Raw genomic sequence first — 26,991 nt, forward strand, 5'->3', positions numbered from 1 at the left:
GGGGTTTTTCTTTATCAAACGTCCAGATTGGCAACGCTCAGCGCGTTTTCCTGGATGAATTCGCGGCGCGGTTCCACTTCGTCGCCCATGAGGCGCGTGAAGAGTGAATCGGCGTCGGTCGCATCCGTCACCTTGACCTGCAGCAGCGAACGCACATTCGGATCGAGCGTGGTTTCCCAAAGCTGCTCGGCGTTCATTTCGCCCAAGCCTTTATAACGCTGCAGGGTCAGGCCCTTGCGGCCTGTCGCAAAGATCGCATCGAGCAGGCCCATCGGACCGGAAAGTGTCTCCACCTTGTCCTTGCGGCGCAGCACCGGTGGCTCGGCAAAGACTTCCGACAGGCGCGCAGCCACGCGGTCGATCTGGCGGGCATCGGCAGAACCGAGCAGCGCCATGTCGAGAATGGCAACATCCTTCACGCCGCGCACCATGCGCTCGAAGCGATAGCCACCATCTTCGGTCACATATGCTTCCCAGCCACGCTCGGTTTCTTCCGAGATCATATCGAGACGCTTTGCAACAATATCGGCAGAACGCTGTGCGGTTGCATTGTCTTTCGAGGCATCCGGGTTCAGCAGCCCTGCGATGGCAGCCTGTTCCACCACGCGACGATCATAGCGCGTGTGAAGACCGGCCAGAAGCTGACGCATGGTGCGTGCATCTTCCACCACTGAACGCAGGTCCGGCCCGGCGCGAACTTCGCCGCTTGCCATTTCCAGCGCGGCTTCCTCAAGACCCGTTTCGATGAGGAAGTCTTCGAAGGCGGCCTCGTTCTTGATGTATTGCGAGGATTTGCCGCGCGACACCTTATAGAGCGGCGGCTGCGCGATATAGATATGGCCGCGCTCGATCAGTTCCGGCATCTGGCGGAAGAAGAAGGTCAGCAGCAATGTACGGATATGCGCGCCATCGACGTCAGCATCGGTCATGATGATGATCTTGTGATAGCGCAGCTTGTCCGGGTTGAAGCCGTGCGTTTCATCCTTGCCGATCGATGTCCCGAGCGCAGTAATGAGCGTGCCGACCTGGTCGGACGAGATCATGCGATCGAAGCGGACGCGTTCAACATTCAGTATCTTGCCGCGCAGCGGCAGGATGGCCTGGTTCTGGCGCGAACGACCGCTCTTGGCGGAACCACCTGCCGAGTCACCCTCGACGATGAAGATTTCAGACTTGGCTGGATCGCGCTCCTGACAGTCGGCAAGCTTGCCGGGTAGGGATGTCACGCTCAGATTGCTCTTTCGGGTGATATCGCGGGCCTTGCGGGCAGCTTCACGGGCAGCGGCGGCCTGAATGACCTTTTCGACCACGACCTTGCCGCCAGCCGGATGTTCTTCAAGCCACGTCGAAAGCGCTTCGTTGACGAGGCTTTCCACAACCGGGCGAACTTCCGAGGAAACCAGCTTGTCCTTGGTCTGCGACGAGAACTTCGGATCGGGAACCTTGACCGAAAGAACGGCGGTCAGGCCTTCGCGGCAGTCATCGCCGGTAAGCGTCACCTTTTCCTTCTTGGTCATGCCCGATGCATCGGCATAGCCCGTCACCTGACGGGTCAGCGCGCCGCGGAAACCGGCCAGATGCGTGCCGCCGTCGCGCTGCGGGATGTTGTTGGTGAAGCACAGCACCTTCTCGTGGTAGGAATCGTTCCACCACATGGCGACTTCAACCGTCATGCCGTCTTTTTCACTGCGGATATAGATCGGCTCTTCCAAAAGCGATTTCTTGCTCTGGTCGATATATTTCACGAACTCCACAAGCCCGCCATCATAGTGCAGCTCATGCTCAACCACATCCGCATGGCGGCGGTCGGTGAGCTTGATGCGCACACCGGAATTGAGGAAGGCGAGTTCGCGCAGGCGGCGCTCCAGCGTGTCGAAATCGAATTCGACCATGCTGAAGGTATCAGGCGAGGGCAGGAAGCTCACTTCCGTACCCGTCTCTGCACCGGCATCACCGGTTACCACGAGCGGGGCATCGGCCACGCCATGGGTAAAGCTCATCTCATGGATCTTGCCGGCGCGGCGGATCTTCAGTTTCAGCCAGATCGACAGCGCGTTCACCACCGATACGCCGACGCCATGCAGGCCACCGGAAACCTTGTAGGAGTTCTGGTCGAACTTGCCGCCAGCGTGGAGCTGGGTCATGATGACCTCGGCCGCCGAAACGCCTTCTTCCTTATGGATGTCGGTCGGGATGCCGCGACCGTTATCGGTCACGGTACAGGAACCGTCCGGGTTAAGGGCGACGGTGACAAGCGTGGCATGTCCTGCCAGCGCTTCGTCGATTGCATTGTCCACGACCTCGTAGACCATATGATGCAGGCCGGAGCCGTCATCCGTGTCACCGATATACATGCCGGGACGCTTGCGAACAGCATCCAGACCTTTCAGGACACGAATGGAATCCGCGCCATATTCGGCGGGGGCTTCGGAATTCATCTCGGGCATCTCGCTCATGAAAATCTTTCGAAAAACGCGCTGCGAATGCAGCTTCAAAGATATGTCGAATCACGCGACAAACATGGCTTTAATATAGGTGCTAAAGGCTTTTTTTCCAAATTCTGGCGGTAAATTTGCCGGGGATTCCGGCAGTCTGTTCGTATGAGGGCGATATGGGCGCCGCATGGCTTCTGGAGCCGCCATAATTGACGCTTATATCCAGTTTGACGGGCGCGCTCCCGACCTGTTCTATGACGAAAGGAACGCTTGATGGAAATTACGAATGCCATGAGCGAAAGACCGGGTCCATTCGTGCCGCCTGCACCGCGTCCGCGCGAAAAGCCGGTGGGACGTTTCGAGATGATGCGGGTCGTCTATAAGAACCCGCTCGAGCTTTGGGGCGAGCCTTCCTACAATGAGCGGTGGATTTCCGTCAGCTGGTTCGGCATGAAAACCATCATCGCCAACGATCCGGGGCTGATCCGCCATGTGCTGGTCGACAATGCCGCCAATTATCCCATGTCCGCCATTCGCCAGCGCGTGCTGCGCCCCCTGTTGCGTGATGGTCTGCTGACGGCGGAAGGCCAGGTGTGGAAACGGTCGCGAAAGGCCATGGCGCCGGTTTTTACCCCGCGCCATATCGGCGGTTTTGCTGAAACCATGCGTGACCGCTCGCTCCAGTTCGTCGAGCGATACAAGACCCCCGGTACGATTACCGATGTCGCCCATGACATGACGCTCCTGACCTATGATATTCTGGCCGAGACGCTGTTCTCGGGAGAGATCGCGGGCGATCCGAATGATTTCGCACACCAGATCGACAAGCTATTCGAGACCATGGGACGGGTCGATCCGTTCGACCTTCTGGGACTGCCCGACTGGCTGCCGCGCCTCACGCGGTTGCGTGGACAGCAATCGCTGGGTTTCTTCCGCGAGCTGGTCTCAAACACCATCGCGCTGCGTAAAACGCGCATGGACAGGCAGGAAGATGTGCCGAGCGACTTCCTCACCCTGCTGTTGCGGGCCGAAGGACCGGACGGCCTGAGCCGCTCCGAAATCGAAGACAACATCATCACCTTCATTGGTGCCGGTCATGAGACGACCGCCCGCGCGCTTGGCTGGACGCTCTATCTGCTCGCGAAAGCGCCGCAAGAGCGCGATCGTATTGAACTGGAAATCGACGGCTTTTTTGCAAAAGGCGGACGGGATCTGCCGCCGCAGGAATGGCTGGCCTCGCTGCCCTTCACGCGCGCGGCTTTTGAAGAGGCGATGCGGCTTTATCCGCCTGCGCCATCGATCAATCGCGAGGCGGCGACCGCTGATAAGTATGACGATCTGACAATCCCGAAGGGCGCGACCGTGCTTGTCATGCCATGGGTCATTCATCGCCATAGGCTTTACTGGGACCAGCCGGACGCTTTCATGCCCGAACGTTTCTGGCCCGAAAACCGCGACAAGCTCGACCGCTTTCAATATCTGCCCTTCGGCGCAGGCCCGCGCGTCTGCATCGGCGCGAGTTTTGCCTTGCAGGAGGCCGTGATTGCGCTTGCCATCCTGCTCGACGGACGTCGTTTCGAGGTGCTGGAGACAACAAAGCCGTGGCCGGTGCAAAAGCTCACCACCCAGCCGCAAGGCGGTCTGCCGATGAAGTTTTTGAAGCGCTGATTAGCGCTTCAACCGGGCTGCATGCCATTTCAAGTGGTCGTCCATGAAGCTCGATATGAAGAAATATGAATGGTCATAGCCTTCGCGCATATTGAGCGTGAGGGGTATGCCAGCTTTCCTGCAGGCTTCTTCCAGAAGCCACGGACGCAAGCCGTCATCGAGAAAGCCGTCTGCGGTGCCTTGGTCGACCAGAAATTCCGGGAACCGGGAACCGTCCTCGATCAAAAGCGTGGTGTCATAGGCGCGCCATGCCCGTTCTTCTGGTCCGAGATATTTTTCCAGCGCCGGTCTGGACCAGCCTGCTGTCGAAGGCTGGACGATGGGTGCAAAGGCGGATGCTGATTTGAAACGGTCCCGGTTCTTGAGTGCAATTGTCAGCGCGCCATGTCCGCCCATGGAATGACCGGTGATCGCCTGTCGCGACATATCGAGTGGAAATTCGCGTCCCACCAGATCGGTCAGTTCTTGCGTGATGTAGCTGTACATCTGGTAGTTTTTGGCGAAAGGCTCCTGCGTCGCATCAACATAAAAGCCAGCGCCCTTGCCGAACTGCCAGTTGTCCGGCTCGTCCGGAACGTCATCACCGCGCGGGCTCGTATCGGGGCAAATAACGGCAATTCCCAGTTCTGCGGCCAATTGCCGATATTCGCCTTTGTCCATCACGTTTTGGTGCGTGCAGGTCAGTCCGGACAGATACCAGAGCACCGGCACCGGTCCGTTTGCAGCTTGTGGCGGCAGGAAGACGGCAAAGGTCATGTCGCACTGGGTGGTTTCGCTTTTGTGCCGATAGACGCCTTGCGTTCCGCCAAAGCACTTCGCAGTCGAAATCGTTTCCATAAAGAATTTCCAGTTTTGTTCAGCTTCCGAGCGCCACCGCAACATTGACAGAAGCAGCGACCAACACGGTATTGAAGAAGAAGGAGACGATGCTGTGCAGCAGCGTTACCTTGCGCATGGCAGGCGTCGTCACGCTCGTATCGGAGGTTTGTGCCGTCATGCCGATGACATAGGCGAAATAGGCAAAATCCCAGCCGGATGGCTCTTGTGTACCGGGGAATTCAAAGCCGCCACGATAATGGCTGGCATGGCTGGTATCGCCGCCCGCGGGCTCACCTGGCTGCCAGTATACATGCGCGTAATGGATCGCCGTCATCATATGAATGGTGAACCAGCCCAGAGGCACGGAAGCGAGTGTCATCACAAGTGAGAATGTATCGGCCTTTTTCTCGCCATTGATGAGAATGAACAGCGAGACGATCGCGACGAGAACGGTCGCGAAAGTCACCAGAAAGATGATCCAGACAGGTTCGTCAGCACTTGCAGCATGCTTTTTCAAAAAGCTGGCCGTGAGCTTTGGCAGGGCAGACGCCGCCAGCCCCAGATAGAGCACGAAGAAGCAGTTTGCACCGATGACCGGGGCAAGAGGGCTTTTGAAAAGCCAGGCAAGGATGAATGTTGCTACGCCACCAAGAGCGCCAAGATAGAACGACATATGGCGGCGCAGCAGAAACATCAGGCAAGCGTTTCCCTTGGTTCCAATCGCATATCGACATGCAGAATGCCGTCTTCGAGATACTCGTCAGAAATCGCCACGAAGCCGAACGAGCCATAGAATTTCTGCAAATGGCTCTGCCCGCCGAGCTCGATAGCGATGCCCGGAAAACGGTCATGAGCGAATTCGATGGCCTCTTTCATCAGGCGCTGGCCGAGCTTGTAACCGCGATAATCCGGCGCCACGACAACGCGCCCGATTTTCACCGGCTTGCCTGCCTGTTCCGGTGGCAGAACTCGCAGCGACCCTGCAAGTTCCTCGCCATCGAGAATGCGTAAGTGAAACGCCTCGAAGTCCTTGCCGTCGATTTCCGGATAGGGACATTTCTGCTCGACCACGAAGACATCCACGCGCAGCTTCAGCATCGCATAAAGTGCGCGCGGGGCCAGATTGTCGAGTTGATCCCAATGGGAAACGAAAAGCTTTTCACGCATCAGTAGACAATCACCGAACGGATGGACTTGCCTTCATGCATGAGATCGAAGGCAGTGTTGATTTCATCGAGCGGCATGGTGTGGGTGATAAGATCGTCGATATTGATCTTGCCTTCCATGTACCAGTCAACAATCTTCGGCACGTCGGTGCGACCGCGCGCGCCGCCGAAGGCAGTGCCTTTCCAGACTCGTCCCGTGACGAGCTGGAACGGACGCGTGGCGATTTCCCTGCCCGCTTCCGCAACGCCGATGATGATCGATTCACCCCAGCCGCGATGGCAGCATTCCAGCGCCTGACGCATGACATCGGTATTGCCGGTGGCGTCGAAGGAATAGTCTGCGCCGCCGTCGGTCAGGTCCTGAATGGCCTGCACCACCTTGTCATTGCCGATCTCGCGCGGGTTGATGAAATCGGTCATGCCGAATTTCTTGGCCATCTCGACCTTGGCCGGATTGATGTCCACGCCGATGATCTTGTCTGCACCGACCATGCGGGCACCTTGAATGACATTGAGGCCGATGCCGCCAAGGCCGAACACCACGACATTCGAACCCGGACGAACCTTCGCCGTGTAGATCACGGCGCCAATGCCGGTTGTCACGCCGCAGCCGATATAGCAGATCTTGTCGAAAGGCGCGTCTTCGCGCACCTTGGCAACCGCAATCTCCGGCAGAACGGTGAAGTTCGAGAAGGTCGAGCAGCCCATATAATGAAACACTTCGCCGCCATCGCAGGAAAAGCGTGTGGTCTTGTCCGGCATCAGGCCTTGACCCTGGGTCGCGCGGATCGAGGTGCAGAGGTTCGAGCGCTGCGACAGGCAGGTTTTGCACTGGCGGCATTCCGGCGTGTAGAGCGGGATCACATGGTCGCCCGGCTTGACGGAGGTCACGCCCGCGCCGACTTCGCGCACGATGCCTGCACCTTCATGGCCGAGAATGGCCGGGAATTTGCCTTCGGAATCGAGACCCGAAAGGGTGTAGGCATCTGTATGGCAAACGCCCGTCGCCATGATTTCGACCAGCACTTCGCCAGCCCGTGGACCGCCAATCTCGACTGTTTCGATGGTGAGCGGCTTTTTCGCCTCCCACGCAACGGCTGCGCGTGATTTCATGACGATGTTTCTCCCTTTCAGTCTATCTTAGAGCAACGCACTCATTTGAGGTAGGTGCGTAGAATCCGCATGATTTCGTCGATTTGTGTATCGGGATCAGCTTTGGTTTCCTGTCCAAATGTCTCACGGAAGTGACTTTCCAGCACTTCCGCCATCAACCCGTTGGCCGCACCGCGCAGTGCTGCAATCTGCTGCAACAATGCCGCGCATTCCGTGCCAGCCTCCACCGCGCGCTCCAGTGCTTCGGCCTGTCCGCGAATACGGCGCAGGCGCGTCAAGGCGCGCTTTTTGTCTTCCGGTGAATGCGGCATGGAATCTCCCGATCTCAGCGAAATCTATATACTCTAGGGGAGTATGTCAATTGTCGGTCGCCAGCCGCAAGTGCAGGAGTGGATAGGGGCGCCCCTGGTCGTCTGTCTCTGAGCGTCCGGTTTCGACAAATCCCATATGTCGGTAAAAGCCGACACCCTGTAGGTTCTGCTCGTTCACATCGACTGTCAGCGGACTGCCTATCATTTTTGCATGCGTTATCATCCGTTTGCCGATGCCTTTGCCGCGCTGGTCGGGTGGGATGAACAGGCTGTCGATATGACGCTCGCTCATACCCATGAAGCCGACAGGCTTGCCAGCGTCTTCAATCAGCCAGACTTTGACCTTCGGCAGATATTGCTCGGCCACCAGCTTTTCGATTTCCTGAAAATCATCGCGGCTCAGGAAATCATGCGTGGCGAGAACGCTGGCGCGCCAGATTTCTGTCAAAGCGGGCGCATCGGCCTTGTTAGATTTTCGAATATGGATCATGTGCGTTCCCTGTGTGATAAGCACGAAAGCGGAAGCCTTATCTGACGGAAATTATTTTGACGAGCCTGCCCGATCTTCCCGTGACACGAATTCTGCCTCAGCTGGATGAGGCATTGGCGCATCATGCGAGCGCAGTCCTTGTCGCGCCGCCCGGTGCGGGCAAGACGACACTGGCGCCTATTCATATGCTGAACGCGGATTGGCGCAAGGATGGCATGATTGTGCTGCTTGAACCGCGTCGTCTGGCGGCACGCGCAGCCGCTCGCCGCATGGCGCAGCTCCTGGGCGAGGAGCCGGGTGAAACGGTCGGCTATCGGATGCGCCTTGAAAGCAAGGTATCGGGGAAAACGAAAATCCTTGTCGTCACCGAGGGCGTTTTTGCGCGTATGATTCTGGACGATCCGGACCTGAAGGGCGTTGCCGCAGTTCTGTTTGATGAATTCCATGAACGCAGCCTCGATGCCGATTTTGGGCTGGCGCTGGCGCTCGACGTACAGGCTGCATTACGCGACGATCTCAAGATACTCGTGATGTCCGCGACGCTCGATGGCGCCCGTGTTGCTTCGCTTCTCGGTGATGCGCCGGTGATCGAAAGTGAAGGCCGCGCTTATCCCGTCGATATCCGCTATCGCGACCGTAAAACAGATGAACGGATCGAAGACGTGATGGTGCGTGCGATCCGGGATGCATTGGCCGACGAGACCGGCAGCATTCTGGCTTTTCTGCCGGGGCAGGGCGAGATTGAGCGCACCGCAGGCATTCTGGAAAAGTTCCTCCCTGCCAATATCATTCTGGCCCCGCTTTACGGGGCGATGGAAGGCCGTGATCAGGATGCGGCAATCAAGCCTGCACCGGCAGGCTATCGCAAGGTGGTGCTGGCGACCTCGATTGCCGAAACCTCCATCACGATTGATGGCGTGCGTGTGGTGATCGATAGCGGGCTTGCACGTCAGCCGAAATATGAACCGGCCACGGGGCTGACCCGGCTTGAAACTGTGAGGACCTCTCGCGCAAGTGCCGATCAGCGGGCTGGCCGCGCCGGGCGAACCGAGCCCGGTATCGCGATCCGTCTCTGGCATCAGGGACAGACGGCGTCGCTTCTGGCGTTCTCGCCGCCGGAAATTCTGGAGGCCGACCTGTCCGGGCTTGTGCTTGATGCGGCTGCATGGGGTGTGACCGATCCGGCAATGCTCAGCTTTCTCGATGTTCCGCCCAAGCCTGCGCTGAAGGAGGCAAAAGCCCTTCTGCTGCGGCTTGGCGCACTGGATGAAGCGGGACGATTGACGCCCGACGGCGAAGCCATGCGCTCTTTGGCCCTGCCTGCACGTCTGGCGCATATGGTTGCAGAAGCTGGCAAGCGCGGCGAGGCGCAAAAGGCAGCTGAGCTCGCTGTTTTGTTGACCGAACGCGGCCTTGGCGGCAATGAAACCGACCTTGATACCCGCATGTCGCGGTTCCGCAATGACCGATCAGATCGTGCACAGCATGCAAAAGGGCTGGCACGGCGGCTTGCAGCAAATGTCCTGAACAAGGGCGAAGCGGCTGGCTCAAGCGTAGGTCGTATGCTCATTGATGCTTATCCTGATCGCATAGCTAGGGCTCGCGGGCAGACAGGACAATTTCTGCTCGCCAATGGGCGGGGCGGCGAAGTCGATCCCGCCATCAGCCTTAGCCGGGCGGCATGGCTGGTGGTTGCCGATATGTCGGGCAGGGCAGGCCGGGCGCGTGTTCTTTCTGCTGCGGAAGTTTCAGAAACTGAAATCCGCGCCGCCCTTGGCAATAGGATCGAAAGCGGCAGACAGGTTGTCTATGATCCGGAAAAGAACGCTTTGCGGGCTCGTGAAGCTGTGCGCATTGGCGCGATAGCCCTTTCGGAAAAGCCGCTATCCGCACCATCGGGAAGTGTAGCCGATGAGGGCGTGATTGCCGCCGTGCGTGAATATGGCCTCGATATTCTGCCATGGGGCAAGGAAGCCGATATTCTGCGCCGCCGCCTTGGCTGGCTGCATCGCGGCCTCGGCGATCCGTGGCCTGCAATGGACGATGACCATCTTGTCGAAAGACTGGACGATTGGCTGCTGCCTTTCCTGACGGGTGAAGCCCAACTCGGCCGCATTCCGGGACACGTATTGAAAAACGGCCTGATGAGCCTCGTCCCCTTCGATCTCCAGCGTAGTGTCGATCAGCTTGCACCGACGCATTTTGAAGTGCCGACCGGATCGAATATTCCGATCCGCTATGATGCCGAAGAGCCGGTGATTGCAGTCCGCGTGCAGGAACTGTTCGGCCTTGGTGTGCATCCGGCCATCGCCAACGGCAAGGTGCCGCTGCTTCTGGAGCTTCTTTCTCCCGCCCATCGTCCGATCCAGATCACACGCGATCTTCCCGGTTTCTGGAAGGGATCATGGGCCGATGTGCGTTCCGACATGCGTGGACGCTACCCGAAGCATGTTTGGCCGGAAGACCCGGCAAATGCCGAAGCGACTCGTCGCGCCAAGCCGCGCGGAACCTGAGATATTGGGTTCCGACGGCCTGCAAATGATGCCCTTCTGCGCTTCCGGTGCTCATGTACCCAAAAGTGAATTCCGCTCCGGTTCTCGAAGCGCACCATTTTCGGCATGTCATAATCAAAATCGCAACAGGTCCCACCACTGCGCCTGCGACCGGATAACGCAGTTTCGCTTGCTTTGTGGTCCGGGCTTGCCTCATAAGAGGCCCAGACGAGGGACCTTATGCACGCAGAATTCGAGAATCGCGCTTCCAATCTTTCGCGCCGCCCGCGCCTGACAACATTGATACGTGTGCGCTGGCTAGCCATTGCCGGGCAGACAGCCGCCGTCATGTTGGTGGCGCTCTATTTACAGTTTCCTTTTGCCGTTGGCATCTGCTTTGCGCTGATCGCCTGTTCGGCCTGGCTGAACCTTTATCTGGCCTTCCGTTTTCCGACCAACCATCGGCTCAATCCGGCGGCGGCAAGCCTGGTTCTGGCGTTCGACGTTCTGCAATTGGCGGGGCTTCTCTATCTCACCGGCGGCCTGCAGAACCCTTTCATCATTTTGATGATCGTGCCCGTCATCATCTCGGCGACGTCACTGTCGGCCCGCCATACGCTGGTGCTCGCCCTGCTGGTCGTGGCCTGTACTTCGGTGCTCACTATCAGGCATGAGCCGTTGCCCTGGTATCCGGGCGAAACGCTGGACTTGCCGTTTCTATTCGTAATCGGCATCTGGTGCGCCATTATTTCGGCACTCGGATTCACCGGCGTTTATGCCTATCGCATCGCCGAAGAAGCGCGGCAGCTCGGCGATGCATTGAGCGCTGCCGAACTTATTCTCCAGCGCGAACAACATCTGTCGGCGCTGGATGGGCTGGCTGCAGCAGCGGCCCACGAGCTGGGCACGCCGCTAGCAACGATTGCACTGGTGGTGAAGGAAATGCAGCGCGCCCACACCACCGATCCAGCCCTTGCCGAAGATATAGCCTTGCTTCATTCCCAGACCCAGCGCTGTCGGGAAATTCTCCAGCGACTGACCAGCCTTTCGTCGGAAGGCGAGGAGCACATGTCGCGCCTGCCGCTCTCCTCGCTTATCGAGGAGGTCATAGCGCCGCACCGCAACTTCGGCATCGCTATAGACGTGCAAAAGACGGAAGGTCCAAAGCCTGAACCTGTCACCCGACGCAATCCTGGCCTGCTGTATGGCCTTGGCAATCTCGTGGAAAATGCCGTCGATTTTGCGCGAGGTACAGTCAACGTTACCTGGGGCTGGACGGACGGCAATGTGAGTGTGACCATTCAGGATGACGGTGAAGGATTTAAACCGGAAATCCTCGACCGTATCGGTGAGCCTTATATGACCAGCCGCGACAATACGCGGAACGGCGGTGGCCTTGGCCTCGGCCTGTTCATCGCAAAAACTCTGCTGGAACGCTCGGGCGCGCATATCACCTTCCGCAATCGCAACAATCCGGGACAGGGCGCAGAGGTAAAAGTGGTCTGGCCGCGTTCTGCATTTATATCCAGATGAAGAAGGACGCCATATGACGATTCCGCTTGAAATCCAGAGGGCGACGGAGGAGTTCGACAAGTTTCTCCATACGGCTCGGGATGAGGCAGGGCTCGCTACACGCAATCAGGCCTATACGATGGTGGAAGCTGTGCTGCTCACCTTCCGCCACCGGTTAGAGGTCGATCAAGCGATTCGCTTTGCCACGATATTGCCACCCGTTCTTCGTGCTGTTTTTGTAGCAAACTGGGATATTGGTGAAGCGAAACAGCCATTTCTGAGCCGACAGGCATTGACCCGTGAAGTGCAATCTCTGCGCAAAGATCATAATTTTGCACCGGATTCAGCTATTTACGATGTTGCCAAAGCGCTGCGTGCGCATATCGATCAAGTGGAGCTCGACAGCTTTCTGGCCGGGCTATCCGCCGAGGCCCGGCAATATTGGGCCATCTGAGCAAAAGACTGCGGCTTACGCACGATTTTGCTATCAATTCCTTGTGTCCATTTTTAAAAATATTATGAAAATACAATGGCTTGCATTGTTCCTGCGTATGGGCGAATGCTGAAATTGCTTCAACAATTCAATGGCTATTTGACTTTTTGACGCAGGGGTATCAATAAGGAAAGAAAAATACAGGCAGGAAGCACCCGATGGACGACTTGAAGCAGGAAGACACCGAAGCCATAGGCAACGATCCGACCCTCCTTCTGGTTGATGACGACAAGCCCTTCTTGCAGCGCCTTGCCCGCGCCATGGAGAGCCGGGGTTTTCAGGTGACGACTGCGGAATCGGTTGAGGAAGGCATCGCCGCCGCCAAGGCCGCTGCCCCGGCCTATGCGGTCGTGGATATGCGGCTCGGTGACGGCAACGGTCTCGATATCATCGAGGCTATTCGTTCGCGCCGTGCCGATACGCGCGCAATCGTCCTCACCGGATACGGCAATATCGCAACGGCTGTGAATGCTGTTAAGCTTGGCGCTATCGACTATCTGTCGAAGCCTGCGGATGCGGATGAGGTCTTCGCTGCATTGACGCGTCGTCCCGGCGAAAAGGTTGCACCGCCGGAAAATCCGATGTCTGCCGACCGGGTTCGCTGGGAACACATCCAGCGCGTCTATGAAATGTGCGAACGCAATGTCTCCGAGACCGCACGTCGTCTCAACATGCATCGCCGTACATTGCAGCGCATTCTGGCAAAGCGCGCTCCGCGTTAAGTCAGGCTGCTAAGTCAATCTATCTCGGTCTCGGGCACATCGAGACCGGCAAGTTCGGCGATTGTCAGGCGGGCGGCACCCGCTCGCGCAAAGCGTAACATCAATGCCTTTCGCGTTGCGCCCGTTAATTTATGTTCCGGCGCATCACGCATAATCTCCGCTCCATATCCATCAGAGAGAATGAAGCCGCATTCCTGCGGAAATATCTCGCGTGGCACCGCCGGATGCGTAGCGAAGAACAGCCGGTCGCAATAAGAGCGGTATTCTGGCCATTTGTGGTCCGCCTTCCAGTCCTCGATCGATGATTTGATCTCCACGATCCAGATTTCACCCTTGCGGCTGACCGCGATCAGGTCCGCTCGCCTGCCGGATGCCAGTGGCAGTTCAGGTAATGTGGCAAGCCCCATTTCCAGAAAAAGGCGCTGCACGCCACGCCGTACAAGCATGGCGTTTTCCGACTGTCGACCGTCGGAAAGTGGGTGGGTCTGGTTGGGAATCACGATTGGCATGGCGTAGTTTGTGCGTGGATTCAGATCAAAACAATCGGAAAACTGGGATGAGTCGTACGAAAACTGCGGCAAGTTGGCAAAACGTGGCCAAAAAATGTCTTATTCAAGGAATTTTCAATTTACGGTTAACGCCTGGTTAACAATACTACCGCATCTTCGACAAGAATGAGCGATTCGCTTCTATCTCCGGCCCATCGTGGTCCCATTGACGGAATGAACCAATCTGGGGGAATGCATGAATTCTCGCGTCCTAAAATTGACGACGGCTCTTTTTCTGGCAGGTGCATTGGCAGGCTGCTCAACCGCAGGCGGCACTTTCTACACCGCTTCCTATTCTTCGGTCAGTGACGCTGGCTATGTCGTCCCGGCCATCCCGAGCGAAAAGATCCAGGCGCAATATCGCCGTCAGATCGTCAAATATCCGACCGACGAAGCCCCTGGTACGATCATCGTCGATACGCGCGAGAAGTTCCTCTATCTCATCATGCCGGAAGGCAAGGCCATGCGTTACGGCATCGGTGTCGGCCGTGAAGGATTTGAATGGTCCGGTACGGCGCGCGTCGCCATGAAGCGGGAATGGCCGACCTGGACGCCGCCTTCCGCTATGATCAAGCGCCAGCCGGAACTGGCAAAGTATCGCAACGGCATGGACCCCGGCCTGCGCAATCCGCTCGGCGCGCGCGCCTTGTATCTCTATAACAAGGGTGGTGACACGGGCTATCGTCTGCACGGAACGCCGGAATGGTGGTCCATCGGCAAGGCCATGTCTTCCGGCTGCATCCGCCTCATGAATCAGGACATCATGGATCTTTACGACCGCACTGAACAAGGTGCAAAGGTCGTTGTGAAGCAGTAAGTCCGATGATGACAGATATGAAAAAGGCCGCTTCAAGCGGCCTTTTTCTTTATAAATCTGAGTAAGATCAGATCTGTTCGACCTGCTGCACTTCCGGCACGAAATGGCGCAGAAGGTTCTGGATGCCGTGCTTCAAAGTTGCCGTCGATGAGGGGCAACCGGAGCAGGCGCCCTTCATGTTCAGGAATACGGTGCCGTTCTCGAAGCCGCGGAAGGTGATGTCGCCACCATCCTGCGCAACTGCCGGACGAACGCGCGTTTCGATCAGTTCCTTGATGATTTCAACGGTTTCGGCATCGGCCTCATCGAAGAATTCTTCGTCGCCATGTGCAGCAGCAGCGTCAGTATTGCTGTTGCCAGCCATTGCTGGGGCGCCCGACATGAAATGCTCCATGATCGTGCCGAGAATGGCGGGCTTCAGGTGCTGCCACTCGCCGTCGTCCTTGGTGACGGTAATAAAATCGTAGCCGAAGAAAACACCGGTCACGCCTGGAACCGAAAAAAGCTTGGCTGCAAGCGGCGATGTGTTGCCAGCGGTGGACGGATCGCGGAAATCGGCGGTACCTTCCGGCATCACGACCTTGCCGGGAAGAAACTTCAGGGTCGCCGGGTTGGGCGTGGTTTCAGTCTGGATGAACATGCCAGTTGTCCCGCTTTCAGATTTTGGAACGATTCTCGTAAGCGCAGATCCACATGGACGCAAGTGCTGTCCCGATGCTGCGCGTATCAGTTATCATCAATATAGGGTGATTAGGTCACCGCATCAATGTCATCGTCGCTCATACCTGCGGGAATGACTGTAACCGGGATCGGGAACTGGGAGCGACTGGCAAGCGATTGCACGAGAGGACCGGGGCCTTCCTTGCCGGAACCAGCAGCCAGAACCAGAATGGCGATGTCCTGATCTTCTTCAATGAGGCTTGTCAGTTCGGCGGCGGTTTCGCCTTCACGGATGCTGATTTCCGGTTCTATTCCCTGGTCGGCACGCACGGTTGCTGCAAATTTTTCCAGCGCTGCGCGAGCACGATCCTGCGCTTCGGAACGCATGATTTCGCCGACGCCCAGAATTTGCTGGAAATCGGAGTCATCAATCACGAAAAGCAGGATGAGGGAGCCGCCCGTATTTTTTGCACGGCGCGCGGCATAGGCAACAGCGCGCCCGCATTCGGGCGTCTCATCAATGACAGCAAGAAACTTGCGGCGGTGACCGGCTTCCCGGCTAAGTCGTTTTGATACCATGGCCGCAATTTGCCATCGGGATTAACCGTCTGCAAGCTGACATTTAGAGTGCATCCCGAAAAGTGTGAAACGGTTTTCGGACAAGATGCACGTCAAAAAAATATGGCGCGCCGATCTGATTCAATCAGAACGAAACGCGCTCTCCTAGGTGGTTGAAGATCGGATGATGATTTTCAAAAGAAGGGAGGCGGCAGCAAAAGTGCTGCTGCCTCTCCGATAATTGAGAAATCTAGTTCTGCAGCCAGCCCACGATGTCGCGAACATGACGCATAGTTTGTTCTGCAATCACGCCCGCACGCTCGCCACCGTCGCGCAGAACGCTGTCGATATGGGCAGGATCGGCAACCAGCCGGCGCATCTCATGAGTGATCGGCGAAAGCTTGGCTACGGCCAGATCGGCGAGCGATGCCTTGAATTCGGAGAACTGGCGACCGCCGAATTCGTTGAGCACATCTTCCTTCGACTGGGAGGAAAGTGCTGCATAGATGCCAACCAGATTATCCGCTTCCGGACGACCGGTGAGACCATCGAGCTCGGTAGGCAGACCATCCGAGTCGGTCTTTGCCTTACGGATTTTCTTGGTGATGGTCTCTTCGTCGTCGATCAGATTGATGCGTGACAGATCAGACGGATCGGACTTCGACATTTTCTTGGTGCCGTCGCGCAGCGACATGATGCGCATGGCTGGACCGGAAATCATCGGTTCCGTCATCGGGAAGAAGCCGGAAACCTGCTCGTCACCAACCTGCATATCCACACCCACGCCGAGCGAAGCAATGCGATCCGAATAGTCATTATTGAATTTCTGAGCGATATCGCGGGTCAATTCCAGATGCTGCTTCTGGTCCTCACCCACTGGCACTGCGGTTGCGCGGTAAAGCAGGATATCGGCGGCCATCAGGCTCGGATAAGCGAAAAGACCGAGCGAAGCATTTTCACGGTCCTTGCCTGCCTTGTCCTTGAACTGGGTCATGCGGCTCATCCAACCAATGCGCGCAATGCAGTTGAACACCCATGCCAGTTCCGCATGCTGCATGACACGGCTCTGGTTGAAGACGATGCTTCTCTTCGGGTCGATGCCAGCAGCAAGGAAAGCTGCGGTGACTTCACGGGTCGATTGCATAAGTTCAGCCGGATCGGGCGAAATGGTTAGCGCGTGCATGTCCACGACGCAATAGATGCATTCCTGCGTCTCCTGAACCTCGACCCACCGCTTGATCGCCCCCAGATAGTTGCCGAGGTGAAGATTTCCGGTCGGTTGGACGCCGGAGAAAACAAGCGGTTTGAACGTGCTCATGGCTTTATCCTGAATGAGCATTTCCAGCGAAAGTGGATACCGGTTTCGCGTTCGGAAATGCGTGACGAAAATTGCCCCGCCGGTGGAGAGCGGGGATTTTGAATGCTGGTCTTTTCGCAGAGACGCAGCCGCCTTTCAAGCGTGAATTATTGCTCCCTTTCAGGGACTTTCTTTGCTGCACCGCGCTTGATGTTGCGGCGGATCATTCCTGTATTGGCGCCGCCAAGACCGAAGGCCAAGCCGAAATAGACCACCATTGCCGCAACGACGATCGCGGTAACGGTTCCCGCCCGCACGACAAGCGGCGCTGCCGAGGAAAGCTCGTGGGCAAAATAGCCGATGGCATAGTGGATGCCGACAGCCATGATCCCGGCAGCGACGAGGAGGCGCGGAATCCGTGTGAGCAGTGGAATATCCTGTCCCCAATGGCCACGCTTCACGAGCATGGCGAACAGCAGGACAGCGTTGACCCATCCGGCAATGATTTCAGCCGTGGCGATACCGGTCGGACCAAAATGCGGGAAAAGCGTGATGGCAAGCGAGACGTTCACCGCCACCGAAATGGCAGCGAAGATCATCGGTGTGCGTGTATCCTCGCGGGCGAAGAAGCCGGGAATGAACGCCTTGATCAGCACGAAAGCGGGCAGCCCGAGGCCGTAGATAGCCAGAATGTTGGAAACGACGAGCGTGGAATCCGGGCTGAACTTGCCGCGTTCAAACAGAAGCCGGACGATGGGTTCAGACATGACCAGAAGAGCGGCAGCGGCTGGCAACGTCAGAAACAGGGTGAACTCGACCGAGCGGTTTTGAAGGTTTGACGCTTCCTTCATATGACCACCACGCAGCGCGCGTGACAGTTCCGGCAGAAGCACGGTCGCGACCGCGATGCCGACGACGCCGAGCGGAAGCTGATAGATGCGGTCCGCATAGACGAGCGATGACACCGCACCTTCCATGCCCGATGCGATATTGGTGTTGATGAGAAGGTTGATCTGCGTGATGCCGCCGGTGATGGCGGCAGGAAGCGCCAGCACCAGAAGCCGTTTGACATTCGATGTCAGGCGCGGACGGCGGAAGCCGATCTTGATGCCTGCGTTGCGCACGGCAACCCAAACGATAGCAAGTTGCACAAGACCTGCGGCCATGACGCCCCAGGAAAGGCCGTAGCCGACCGAAAGCGCGTCATAGCCACGCCACCACGCGAAAGCCAGAACCCCGATCAGGATGATGTTGAGGAATACCGGCGCAATGGCCGCTGCAAAATAGCGATGCAGCGAATTGAGCATCCCCCCCATCATCGCCGCCAGCGACATACAGGCGAGATAGGGGAACATGATGGTTGCCAGCCGCACCGTATTGTCGAACTTCACCGGATCGTCGGTGAAACCCGGTGCAATTATTGTCCGTACGATGAAGGGCATCGAAAGTTCCATCACGATGGTCAGGAACAGAAGCACCGTGAAGAGAACGCCGAACACTTCTTCGGAAAAACGGCGCGCGCCGTCCATGCCGTTCTTTTCGATTTCCTTGGCAAAAAGCGGCACGAAAGCTGAATTGAACGCGCCTTCAGCAAACAACCGTCGGAAGGTATTTGGAAAACGGAAGGCGGCGTTGAAGGCGTCCGCTACCGGGCCGGTGCCGAGTGCTGCGGCCATGAACATCTCGCGCGTGAAGCCGAAAATGCGGCTCATCAGCGTTCCGGACGCGACCGTGGCGAACTTTTTGACCAAACTCATTTACTGAAAAACCTATGCTGCGGCCTGCGACGAGCGGCCGTTTGTCTTATTGCCAGTATCTCCGCTCAGAACACCAAGCAGCTTGCGCCTGATATTGCCCTGACGGGTGGCGTTTGAAATTTTGTGGCCCACAAGGTCAGTCACATAAAAACTGTCGATCACTTTCTCGCCGAAGGTGGTGATATGAGCCGATGCAATATCCAGTGAAAGGTCGGAAATAAGGCCGGTCAGTTCTGAAAGCAAACCGGGCCGGTCCAGACCTTCCACCTCGATGACGGTAAACTTGTTGGAGAGCGTGTTGTTGATTTCGACACGCGGCTCCACCTTGAAAGCCTTGGCAGCTTTCTTCGGTTTGGTACGCCTGGCGAGCACGTCGGGCAGATGGGCCTTGCCGGACAATACATCCTCGATGACCTTGCCAACACGTTCAGCACGGCGACGTTCGTCATCGTCAGTGTCGAACTCGCGGCTTATGAGGATGGTATCAAGTGCGCGCCCGTCACCAGTGGTGAAAATCTGCGCGTCGACGATATTAGCGCCAGCCGCTGCACACGCACCGGTGATGATCGACAACAGGCGTGGATGGTCGGGCGCCAGCACCGTAATTTCCGTAACCGCTTCGAAAGTATGCGGCTTGGCCATGGTGGCCAGCGCCCGTTCTTCGCGATCAGCTTCGCGAATGAAATGGGCGTGCCGGACCTGATCCTCGAGACTGACAGTCAGAAAATAGTTGGTGTAGTGAAGTGCCAGATAGGCATCGCGCTTGTCCTCCTGCCAGTCGGAAAGCCGTTCGGCAAGCGCTTCTCGCGCCTGATGGTCGCGGTCGGCACGCGACAATTCCGAAAAGCCTCCGGTCAGGACCAGTTCGGTTTCGTAGAAGAGTGTGCGCAGAAGCTGGCCCTTCCAGCCATTCCATACGCCGGGACCAACCGCCTTGATGTCGCAGACGGTCAGGATCAGGAGAAGCTTCAACCGCTCCATGGTCTGCACTGTGTCTGCGAAGTCGATGATGGTCTTGCGATCATTGAGATCACGCGACTGTGCCACCATGCTCATGGTCAGATGTTCGCGCACAAGCCATTCGACGGTTTCCGTTTCGGTAGGGGTAAGACCCAGCCGTGGTCCCAGCCTGCGGGCGATGCGCGCGCCAGCGACGGAATGATCTTCCGGGCGGCCCTTGGCGATGTCGTGCAAGAGCAGCGCCACATAAAGCAGGTTACGGTCGCGCTTGATCGTGGTGATGAGATGGTTTGAAAGCGGGTGCTCGTTCTCAAGCTCGCCATGCTCGATTTCCGAAAGAACGGCGATGCAGCGCAACAAATGCTCGTCTACCGTATAGTGGTGATACATGTTGAACTGCATCATGGCGACGATCTTGCCGAAGTCCGGAATGAATTTTCCGAGCACACCGGATTCGTTCATGCGGCGCAGAATGAGTTCGGGGTTGCGCGGCGAAGTCAGGATTTCGAGGAAAAGCTTGTTGGCTTCGGGATTTTCACGCAGATCGGAATTGATGAGTTTCAGCGAGCGGGTGAGGCTCTGCATCGCTTCGGGGTGAAATTCCAGCCCGTGCTTGTCGGCCAGATGGAAGAGACGGAGGATATTGACCGGATCTTCCTTGAAAACCTCCGGACGTGCGATGTTGATGCGGTGATTTTCCGAAACGAAATCGCCATCGGCGGAAAGCTTGCGCTTGCGTCGCGAGAACGTAAGGAAGATACGATTGAAGCCGGGAACGTGCTTGGCCTGCTGTTCTTCCAGTGCAGCACAGATGATGCGGGTGAGATCGCCCACATCCTTTGCCACGAGGAAATAATGCTTCATGAAGCGTTCGACATAGTTCTGGCCGGGATGCGCCGTATAGCCAAGGCGCTGGGCTATTTCCGGCTGGATATCGAAGGAAAGGCGCTCTTCTGCCTTCAGCGTCGCGAAGTGCATGTGGCACCGCACCGCCCAGAGAAAATCTTCCGCCTTGTTGAACAGCTTCAGCTCGGCTCGTGACAGAACACCGAGCTTGACCAGCTCTTCCTTGGTTTTGACGCGGTAAAAGTATTTGGTGATCCAGAACAGCGTATGCAGGTCGCGCTGGCCGCCCTTGCCTTCCTTGACGTTAGGCTCAACCAGATAGCGGGTTTCGCCTGCCTTGCGGTGGCGCTGGTCGCGCTCGGCAAGCTTGGCCTGGATGAATTCCGGGCCGGTATCCTTGACGATTTCCTCGTCGAAGCGGGTAACAAGCGTTCTGAAGAGCTCGCGATTGCCGGTTAGAAACCGCGCATCGAGAATTGCCGTGCGTATCGTCATGTCTTCGCGCGAAAGCCGGATGCACTCATCGATGTTGCGCGTGGAATGACCGACTTTCAGCCCCATGTCCCACAGCATATAAAGCGTATATTCGACAACCTGCTCGCCCCAGGGGGTCTGCTTGTAGGGCAGCAGAAACAGAAGATCGATATCCGACCCCGGCGCCAGTCCGCCGCGCCCGTAACCGCCGACAGCGACGATAGCCATGTTCTCGGCCTTCGACGGGTTGACCATCGGATAGGCTTTGGTGGTGGCGAATTCGAACAGCGCCTCGATCAGCGTATCCATGAGAAAGGACAGACGTTTGGCGCAGAGCGTGCCGCCGCCATCCTTCATCAGCATGCCTTCCGCATTGGCGCGACCGCGCACCAGCGCGTCTTTCAGAGCCTGAAGAACCACTTTTCGTACGGTAGGACTGGTGTAGTTTTCGTCCGTGGAATCCGCCAGTTCATTGAGCTTGCGGCGTAGTGTCTCGGGATTGACGATCTCTTCCAGCTTAAGGTCGTGTGCGCTCATGCGGCATGTAGATCCGGTTTGCGGAGAAAAGGATAGTGGACGATGGCTATCCTATAGCCGCTTTTATGGATGATGAATATCCAAAAGCAAAGGCCGGGAAACCCGGCCTTTGTATTACTCTTCGCGTTTTTTTCAGTTCGTCGCGTTATAGGCGGTAATTGCCGCCATATTGACGATGTCGGAATCTTTCGCGCCGATGGTGACGATCTGTGCTGGCTTGTCGAGACCGACGAGCAACGGACCTATGACGGTGGCGCCACCCAGTTCCTGCAACATGTCGGCGGCAATCGAGGCCGAATGATTGTCCGGCGTGACGATGACATTGGCCGGGCCCGACAGGCGGATGAACGGATATTGTTCCATCAACTTCGGGTTCAGCGCCACATCGGCACTCATTTCGCCGTCGAATTCGAAATCGACATGACGCGTTGCCAGAATGCGGACGGCTTCCTGAATGCGCGCGGAACGCTCACCGCCCATATGACCGAAAGTCGAGAAGGCAGTCAGCGCGACACGCGGTACATAGCCCATGCGGCGCGCCATGCCAGCAGCTTCGACCGCAATATCGGCAAGCTCTGCTGCGGTAGGCATTTCATGAACGGCGGTATCGGCGATGAACACCGTGCGCCCGCGGCAAAGTGCGATGGAAACACCGACCATGCGATGGCCGGGCTTGGAATCGATCACACGACGCACGTCGTCCAGTCCCGTCGCATAATTACGGGTCACGCCCGTCACCATGCCGTCGGCATCGCCAAGCGCCACCATGCAGGCCGCAAAATGATTGCGGTCATTATTGATGAGACGGTGGCAATCGCGCGTCAGATAGCCCTTGCGCTGCAGTTTCTCGTAGAGATAGTCGGCATAGGCGGCATTGCGGCTCGACAGGCGTGCATTGATGATTTCGATGCCCGGACGGTCGAGATCGAGACCGGCAGCCTTCGCCGTATCCTTTACCCGTTCCTCGCGGCCCACCAGAATAGCGGTGCCGAGACCCTGATTGACGTAGGAAACAGCGGCACGCATCACCTGCTCTTCTTCACCTTCGGCAAAGACGATGCGCTTCGGCTGACGGCGGACACGTTCATAGATGCCGCGCAGCGTGGAAGCGATCGGATCGCGACGCGCCGACAATTCGCGCTTGTAGCCTTCTATGTCGGCAATGGCGCGCCCGGCAACGCCGGTTTCCATCGCCGCCTTGGCGACAGCAGCCGAGACGGACGCAAGCAGGCGCGGATCGAACGGCACCGGAATGATGTAGCTCGAGCCGAAACGCGGACGACTGCCCTGATAGGCGGCAACCACATCGTCCGGCACATCCTCACGCGCAAGTTCAGCCAGCGCGTTGACGGCAGCGATCTTCATCGCGTCGTTGATGGTGGTTGCACGAACGTCGAGTGCGCCACGGAAGATGTAGGGGAAGCCAAGGACATTGTTGACCTGGTTCGGGTAATCCGAACGACCGGTGGCGACGATGGCATCGTCACGGATGCGTGCCACTTCTTCGGGCGTGACCTCCGGGTCGGGATTGGCCATGGCGAAGATGATCGGGTTCGGTGCCATGGAACGGACCATGTCTTCGGTGAACGCGCCTTTGGCCGAAAGGCCGAACACGACATCCGCACCGTTCATGGCATCTGCGAGCGACCGCTTGTCGGTCTTCACCGCATGGGCGGATTTCCACTGGTTCATGCCCTCTTCGCGACCCTGATAGACGACACCCTTGGTGTCGCACAGGATGACGTTTTCCGACGCAAAACCCATCGCCTTGATGAGTTCGATACAGGCAATACCCGCCGAACCTGCGCCATTGCAGACGAGCTTCGTCGTCTTCATGTCGCGGCCGGTCAGATGCAGCGCATTGATCAGGCCGGCAGCGGCGATGATAGCCGTTCCGTGCTGGTCGTCGTGGAAAACCGGAATGTCCATCAATTCGCGCAGGCGCTGCTCGATGATGAAACAGTCGGGTGCCTTGATATCTTCCAGATTGATGCCGCCGAAAGACGGTCCAAGATAGCGTACCGCATTGATGAAGGCATCGATGTCGGTCGTATCGACCTCAAGATCGATGGAATCGACATCGGCAAAGCGCTTGAACAACACAGCCTTGCCTTCCATCACCGGCTTGGATGCGAGCGCACCCAGATTGCCGAGGCCGAGAATGGCGGTGCCATTCGAGATGACGGCGACCAGATTGCCCTTGGCCGTATAGTCATAGGCGCGGGCGGCGTCTTCGGCGATTGCCTTCACCGGCACGGCAACACCCGGAGAATAGGCAAGCGACAGATCGCGCTGCGTGGTCATGGGCTTGGTGGGGTTGATCTCCAGCTTGCCCGGGCGGCCCTGCGCGTGAAAGTCTAGCGCTTCCTTCTCACTGGCTGTGGGTGCGCGTTCTGATGTGTTGCCCTTCGGCGTCGAGGCTGGCATGTTCCCTCCGGTTTCATCTGCGGGAGAACCTCGATAGCGCCAGTCACGCATCGTGTAAACAGTGCTTCGAGGAATAGATATTCATCCAAAAGCGATGGAATACGAAATTTTATAACTTTAGCCTTGTCAGCTAAGCAATAAATGAAGGTTTGTAGATGGAAACGACGGCTAACGAACATAGCTCGGAAGCGGAAGAAAACACCGCCGAGGCAGCGCCCGTTCGCCTGACGCCCATGATGGAACAATATATTGAGATCAAGGCGGCGAATGTCGATTCGCTGCTCTTCTATCGCATGGGCGATTTTTACGAACTGTTCTTCGATGATGCAGTGGAAGCCTCTGCGGCTTTGGGTATCACGCTCACCAAGCGCGGCAAGCATCTGGGAGAGGATATTCCCATGTGCGGTGTGCCTGTCCATGCTGCCGACGATTATCTGCAGAAGCTGATCACCAAGGGCTATCGCGTCGCGGTCTGCGAACAGGTGGAAGACCCGGCAGAGGCGAAGAAGCGCGGCTCCAAATCGGTGGTGAAGCGTGATGTGATCCGTCTCGTCACACCGGGCACGCTGACCGAAGAAAAATTGCTGGACCCATCCGAAGCCAATTTCCTGATGGCGATGGGGCGTACGCGCGGCGACGGTGCGCTGGCGCTGGCCTGGATCGATATTTCAACCGGAACTTTCCGTGTGGCGGAAACCACGCCGGACCGGCTTTTCGCTGATGTAATGCGGGTAGACCCGCGTGAACTGGTTGTGGCTGACAGCGCCTTCCATGATGAGGAACTGCGTCCGGTCTTCGATCTGGTCGGCAAGGCGGTAACGCCGCAACCGGCGACCCTCTTTGACAGCGCGGCTGCGGAAGCGCGAATCCAGCGCTATTTCAACGTCGCGACATTGGATGGCTTCGGCCAGTTCAGCCGTCCCGAACTCTCGGCCATTTCCGGGGCAATCGCCTATATCGAAAAGACGCAGATTTCAGAGCGCCCGCCCCTGATGCGGCCTGAGCGGGAACATGAGGGTGGCACACTTTTCATCGACCCGGCCACACGCGCCAGTCTTGAACTTGCCCGCACCATGTCTGGCAATCGCGACGGCAGTTTGCTGAAGGCTGTTGATCGCACGGTGACGGGCGGCGGTGCACGGCTCCTTGCCGAACGCCTGACGGCACCGCTCACCAATCCGAAGGAAATCGCGCTGCGGCTCGATTCCGTTTCCTGGTTCCTGAGCGAGCAGTCGCTCTGTGAAGCCATTCGCGCGGAACTGAAGGGCGTGCCGGATATGCCGCGCGGTCTCTCGCGCCTTGCCGTCGGGCGCGGTGGTCCGCGTGATCTGGGCAGCCTTGCCCGAGGCTTCGAGGCTGCGCATGTCATTGCGAGCCTGCTGGAAAGCGCTTTGCTGCCCGACGAACTGGCACATGCCCGCGATGCCGTCAGTGCCATGCCCGCCATCTTTACCGCCCATCTCGACCGGGCCTTGGCCGACGAATTACCGCTTTTGAAGCGTGACGGCGGTTTTGTGCGCGCGGGCTATAATTCCGAACTCGACGAGATGCGGGCATTGCGCGACCAGTCGCGGCGGGTGATCGCCGGCCTGCAGGCCAATTATATTGAAGAGACCGGTATCAAATCGCTGAAGATCAAGCATAACAATGTGCTTGGTTATTTCATCGAGGTGACGGCCAACAATGCCGGGGCGATGACGGATACGGATGAAGCCAAGGGCCGCTTCATCCATCGCCAGACCATGGCCAATGCCATGCGCTTCACCACGACCGAATTGGCGGAACTCGAAAGCAAGATCGCCAATGCCGCCGACCGCGCATTGTCCATCGAGCTTGCCGTGTTCGAGGAACTGACGGCGGAAGCTGTTTCCCATGCCGACAGTATTCGTGCCGCTGCATCGGCGCTTGCGGTTTTCGACATCTCGGCAGCGCTTGCCGTACTGGCGGAGGAGCAGGGCTATTGTCGCCCGCAAGTCGATGACAGCCTGTCCTTCAACATTGTTGCAGGTCGTCATCCGGTCGTCGAGCAGGCCCTGCGGCGTCAGGCAGCCAATCCGTTTGTTGCCAACGATTGCGATCTCTCGCCGCAAACAGACGGCGGAAATGGTGCCATCTGGCTTCTGACCGGCCCGAACATGGGCGGTAAGTCGACCTTCCTGCGCCAGAATGCTTTGATTGCGATCATGGCGCAGATGGGTTCCTTCGTGCCTGCTGGTTCCGCACAGATCGGTGTCGTGGACCGGCTGTTCAGCCGCGTCGGTGCTTCCGACGATCTGGCGCGTGGACGCTCGACCTTCATGGTCGAAATGGTGGAAACGGCTGCAATCCTTAATCAGGCAGGCGAGCGCTCTCTGGTGATCCTCGATGAGATCGGGCGCGGTACAGCCACTTTCGACGGACTATCCATCGCCTGGGCAGCGGTCGAATATTTGCATGAGAAGAACCGTTGCCGGGCTTTGTTTGCCACGCATTTTCATGAAATGACCGCACTTTCAGAAAAGCTTGAGCGGCTTTCCAACGTCACCATGCGGGTCAAGGAATGGGACAATGATGTCGTCTTCCTGCACGAGGTGGCAAAAGGGGCAGCTGATCGTTCCTATGGCGTGCAGGTGGCGCGTTTGGCCGGTCTGCCGGAAGCAGTCGTCAATCGTGCGCGCGATGTGTTGCACCAGCTTGAAGCGGGCGAAACCTCCGGCAAGGCGGACAAGCTCATCGATGATCTGCCACTGTTCTCCGTCGTCTTGCAGCAGGAAAAGCCGAAGCCACAAGTTCAGGCGAAAGATAGTGAACTGGCCAAGGCTGTCTCTGCAATCAGTCCCGATGAGCTGACCCCACGGGAAGCGCTGGATCTGATCTACAAGTTGAAGGAACTGGCAGGCAGGGCGTGAC

Annotated in this window: 21 protein-coding genes; 7 read left to right on the forward strand and 14 right to left on the reverse strand. The window is 57.6% G+C overall.

Annotation, left to right across the window (positions count from 1 at the left end; translation table 11 throughout):
• Window positions 1-14: 14 nt before the first annotated feature.
• Complete coding sequence (gyrB, locus tag F9K94_RS12135) at window positions 15-2,456, reverse strand: DNA topoisomerase (ATP-hydrolyzing) subunit B (protein WP_061345224.1); 2,442 nt, start codon at window positions 2,454-2,456, stop codon at window positions 15-17.
• Window positions 2,457-2,708: 252 nt separating this feature from the next.
• Here gyrB and F9K94_RS12140 point away from each other — a divergent pair, with 252 nt between their 5' ends.
• On the forward strand, window positions 2,709-4,103 hold the full coding sequence (locus F9K94_RS12140; protein ID WP_151645884.1) for a cytochrome P450: 1,395 nt from the start codon (window positions 2,709-2,711) through the stop codon (window positions 4,101-4,103).
• Here F9K94_RS12140 and fghA read toward each other — a convergent pair whose 3' ends face one another.
• Genes fghA through F9K94_RS12170 form a run of 6 tightly spaced genes read right to left on the reverse strand, consistent with a single transcriptional unit; the run spans window position 4,104 to window position 8,002 of the window.
• Window positions 4,104-4,940: an S-formylglutathione hydrolase gene (fghA, locus tag F9K94_RS12145; protein WP_151645886.1), complete on the reverse strand. Its 837-nt coding sequence runs from the start codon at window positions 4,938-4,940 to the stop codon at window positions 4,104-4,106. It abuts the gene before it with no gap.
• A 19-nt stretch (window positions 4,941-4,959) separates the two neighbouring features.
• Complete coding sequence (locus F9K94_RS12150) at window positions 4,960-5,616, reverse strand: DUF1345 domain-containing protein (RefSeq protein WP_061344817.1); 657 nt, start codon at window positions 5,614-5,616, stop codon at window positions 4,960-4,962.
• The gene (locus F9K94_RS12155) at window positions 5,616-6,089 is read right to left on the reverse strand and encodes a GNAT family N-acetyltransferase (protein ID WP_061344818.1); all 474 of its coding nucleotides are present in this window, start codon (window positions 6,087-6,089) and stop codon (window positions 5,616-5,618) included. The genes F9K94_RS12150 and F9K94_RS12155 overlap by 1 nt, the downstream gene beginning before the upstream one ends.
• A complete protein-coding gene (locus tag F9K94_RS12160; RefSeq protein WP_061344819.1) occupies window positions 6,089-7,201 on the reverse strand; it encodes an S-(hydroxymethyl)glutathione dehydrogenase/class III alcohol dehydrogenase in 1,113 nt (370 codons plus the stop codon). The genes F9K94_RS12155 and F9K94_RS12160 overlap by 1 nt, the downstream gene beginning before the upstream one ends.
• Before the next feature lie 41 nt (window positions 7,202-7,242).
• Window positions 7,243-7,512: a metal/formaldehyde-sensitive transcriptional repressor gene (locus F9K94_RS12165; protein ID WP_010657981.1), complete on the reverse strand. Its 270-nt coding sequence runs from the start codon at window positions 7,510-7,512 to the stop codon at window positions 7,243-7,245.
• A gap of 46 nt (window positions 7,513-7,558) precedes the next feature.
• Window positions 7,559-8,002, reverse strand: a complete 444-nt coding sequence (locus F9K94_RS12170) for an acetyltransferase (protein WP_151645888.1) — start codon at window positions 8,000-8,002, stop codon at window positions 7,559-7,561.
• Between the two features lie 56 nt (window positions 8,003-8,058).
• On the opposite strand from F9K94_RS12170, the gene hrpB reads away from it, so the two are divergent.
• The 4 genes from hrpB (at window position 8,059) to regA (ending at window position 13,221) form a co-directional block, all read left to right on the forward strand.
• Complete coding sequence (gene hrpB, locus F9K94_RS12175) at window positions 8,059-10,515, forward strand: ATP-dependent helicase HrpB (protein WP_151645890.1); 2,457 nt, start codon at window positions 8,059-8,061, stop codon at window positions 10,513-10,515.
• A gap of 219 nt (window positions 10,516-10,734) precedes the next feature.
• Window positions 10,735-12,027 (forward strand): ActS/PrrB/RegB family redox-sensitive histidine kinase, encoded by a 1,293-nt coding sequence (locus F9K94_RS12180; protein ID WP_151645892.1) that lies wholly within the window; start codon window positions 10,735-10,737, stop codon window positions 12,025-12,027.
• A 13-nt stretch (window positions 12,028-12,040) separates the two neighbouring features.
• Window positions 12,041-12,460 carry a DUF2267 domain-containing protein gene (locus tag F9K94_RS12185; RefSeq protein ID WP_151645894.1) on the forward strand — a complete coding sequence of 140 codons (420 nt, stop codon included), beginning with the start codon at window positions 12,041-12,043 and terminating at the stop codon, window positions 12,458-12,460.
• A gap of 197 nt (window positions 12,461-12,657) precedes the next feature.
• Window positions 12,658-13,221 (forward strand): global response regulator transcription factor RegA, encoded by a 564-nt coding sequence (gene regA / locus F9K94_RS12195; RefSeq protein WP_006465866.1) that lies wholly within the window; start codon window positions 12,658-12,660, stop codon window positions 13,219-13,221.
• A gap of 14 nt (window positions 13,222-13,235) precedes the next feature.
• Here regA and F9K94_RS12200 read toward each other — a convergent pair whose 3' ends face one another.
• Window positions 13,236-13,730: an MmcB family DNA repair protein gene (locus F9K94_RS12200; protein WP_151555532.1), complete on the reverse strand. Its 495-nt coding sequence runs from the start codon at window positions 13,728-13,730 to the stop codon at window positions 13,236-13,238.
• A 235-nt stretch (window positions 13,731-13,965) separates the two neighbouring features.
• Between F9K94_RS12200 and F9K94_RS12205 the strand changes: the two genes are divergently transcribed.
• On the forward strand, window positions 13,966-14,586 hold the full coding sequence (locus F9K94_RS12205; protein WP_151555531.1) for a L,D-transpeptidase: 621 nt from the start codon (window positions 13,966-13,968) through the stop codon (window positions 14,584-14,586).
• 67 nt (window positions 14,587-14,653) lie between these two features.
• Here the strand turns inward: F9K94_RS12205 and F9K94_RS12210 are convergent, their stop codons facing one another.
• From F9K94_RS12210 to F9K94_RS12235, 6 genes are all read right to left on the reverse strand, one after another.
• The gene (locus tag F9K94_RS12210; RefSeq protein ID WP_151645896.1) at window positions 14,654-15,226 is read right to left on the reverse strand and encodes a NifU family protein; all 573 of its coding nucleotides are present in this window, start codon (window positions 15,224-15,226) and stop codon (window positions 14,654-14,656) included.
• 110 nt (window positions 15,227-15,336) lie between these two features.
• Window positions 15,337-15,825 (reverse strand): universal stress protein, encoded by a 489-nt coding sequence (locus F9K94_RS12215; RefSeq protein ID WP_151645898.1) that lies wholly within the window; start codon window positions 15,823-15,825, stop codon window positions 15,337-15,339.
• A 229-nt stretch (window positions 15,826-16,054) separates the two neighbouring features.
• Complete coding sequence (gene trpS / locus F9K94_RS12220; protein ID WP_151645900.1) at window positions 16,055-17,122, reverse strand: tryptophan--tRNA ligase; 1,068 nt, start codon at window positions 17,120-17,122, stop codon at window positions 16,055-16,057.
• Window positions 17,123-17,268: 146 nt separating this feature from the next.
• Window positions 17,269-18,858, reverse strand: coding sequence for a murein biosynthesis integral membrane protein MurJ (gene murJ, locus F9K94_RS12225; protein WP_151645902.1), 1,590 nt, complete (start codon window positions 18,856-18,858; stop codon window positions 17,269-17,271).
• Between the two features lie 12 nt (window positions 18,859-18,870).
• Window positions 18,871-21,675, reverse strand: coding sequence for a [protein-PII] uridylyltransferase (locus F9K94_RS12230; RefSeq protein WP_151645904.1), 2,805 nt, complete (start codon window positions 21,673-21,675; stop codon window positions 18,871-18,873).
• 132 nt (window positions 21,676-21,807) lie between these two features.
• Window positions 21,808-24,102 (reverse strand): NADP-dependent malic enzyme, encoded by a 2,295-nt coding sequence (locus F9K94_RS12235; protein ID WP_061344831.1) that lies wholly within the window; start codon window positions 24,100-24,102, stop codon window positions 21,808-21,810.
• Window positions 24,103-24,257: 155 nt separating this feature from the next.
• On the opposite strand from F9K94_RS12235, the gene mutS reads away from it, so the two are divergent.
• On the forward strand, window positions 24,258-26,990 hold the full coding sequence (mutS, locus tag F9K94_RS12240) for a DNA mismatch repair protein MutS (protein ID WP_151645906.1): 2,733 nt from the start codon (window positions 24,258-24,260) through the stop codon (window positions 26,988-26,990).
• Window position 26,991: the final 1 nt, after the last annotated feature.

Source organism: Brucella tritici, assembly GCF_008932285.1.
GTDB classification, from domain to species: domain Bacteria; phylum Pseudomonadota; class Alphaproteobacteria; order Rhizobiales; family Rhizobiaceae; genus Brucella; species Brucella tritici.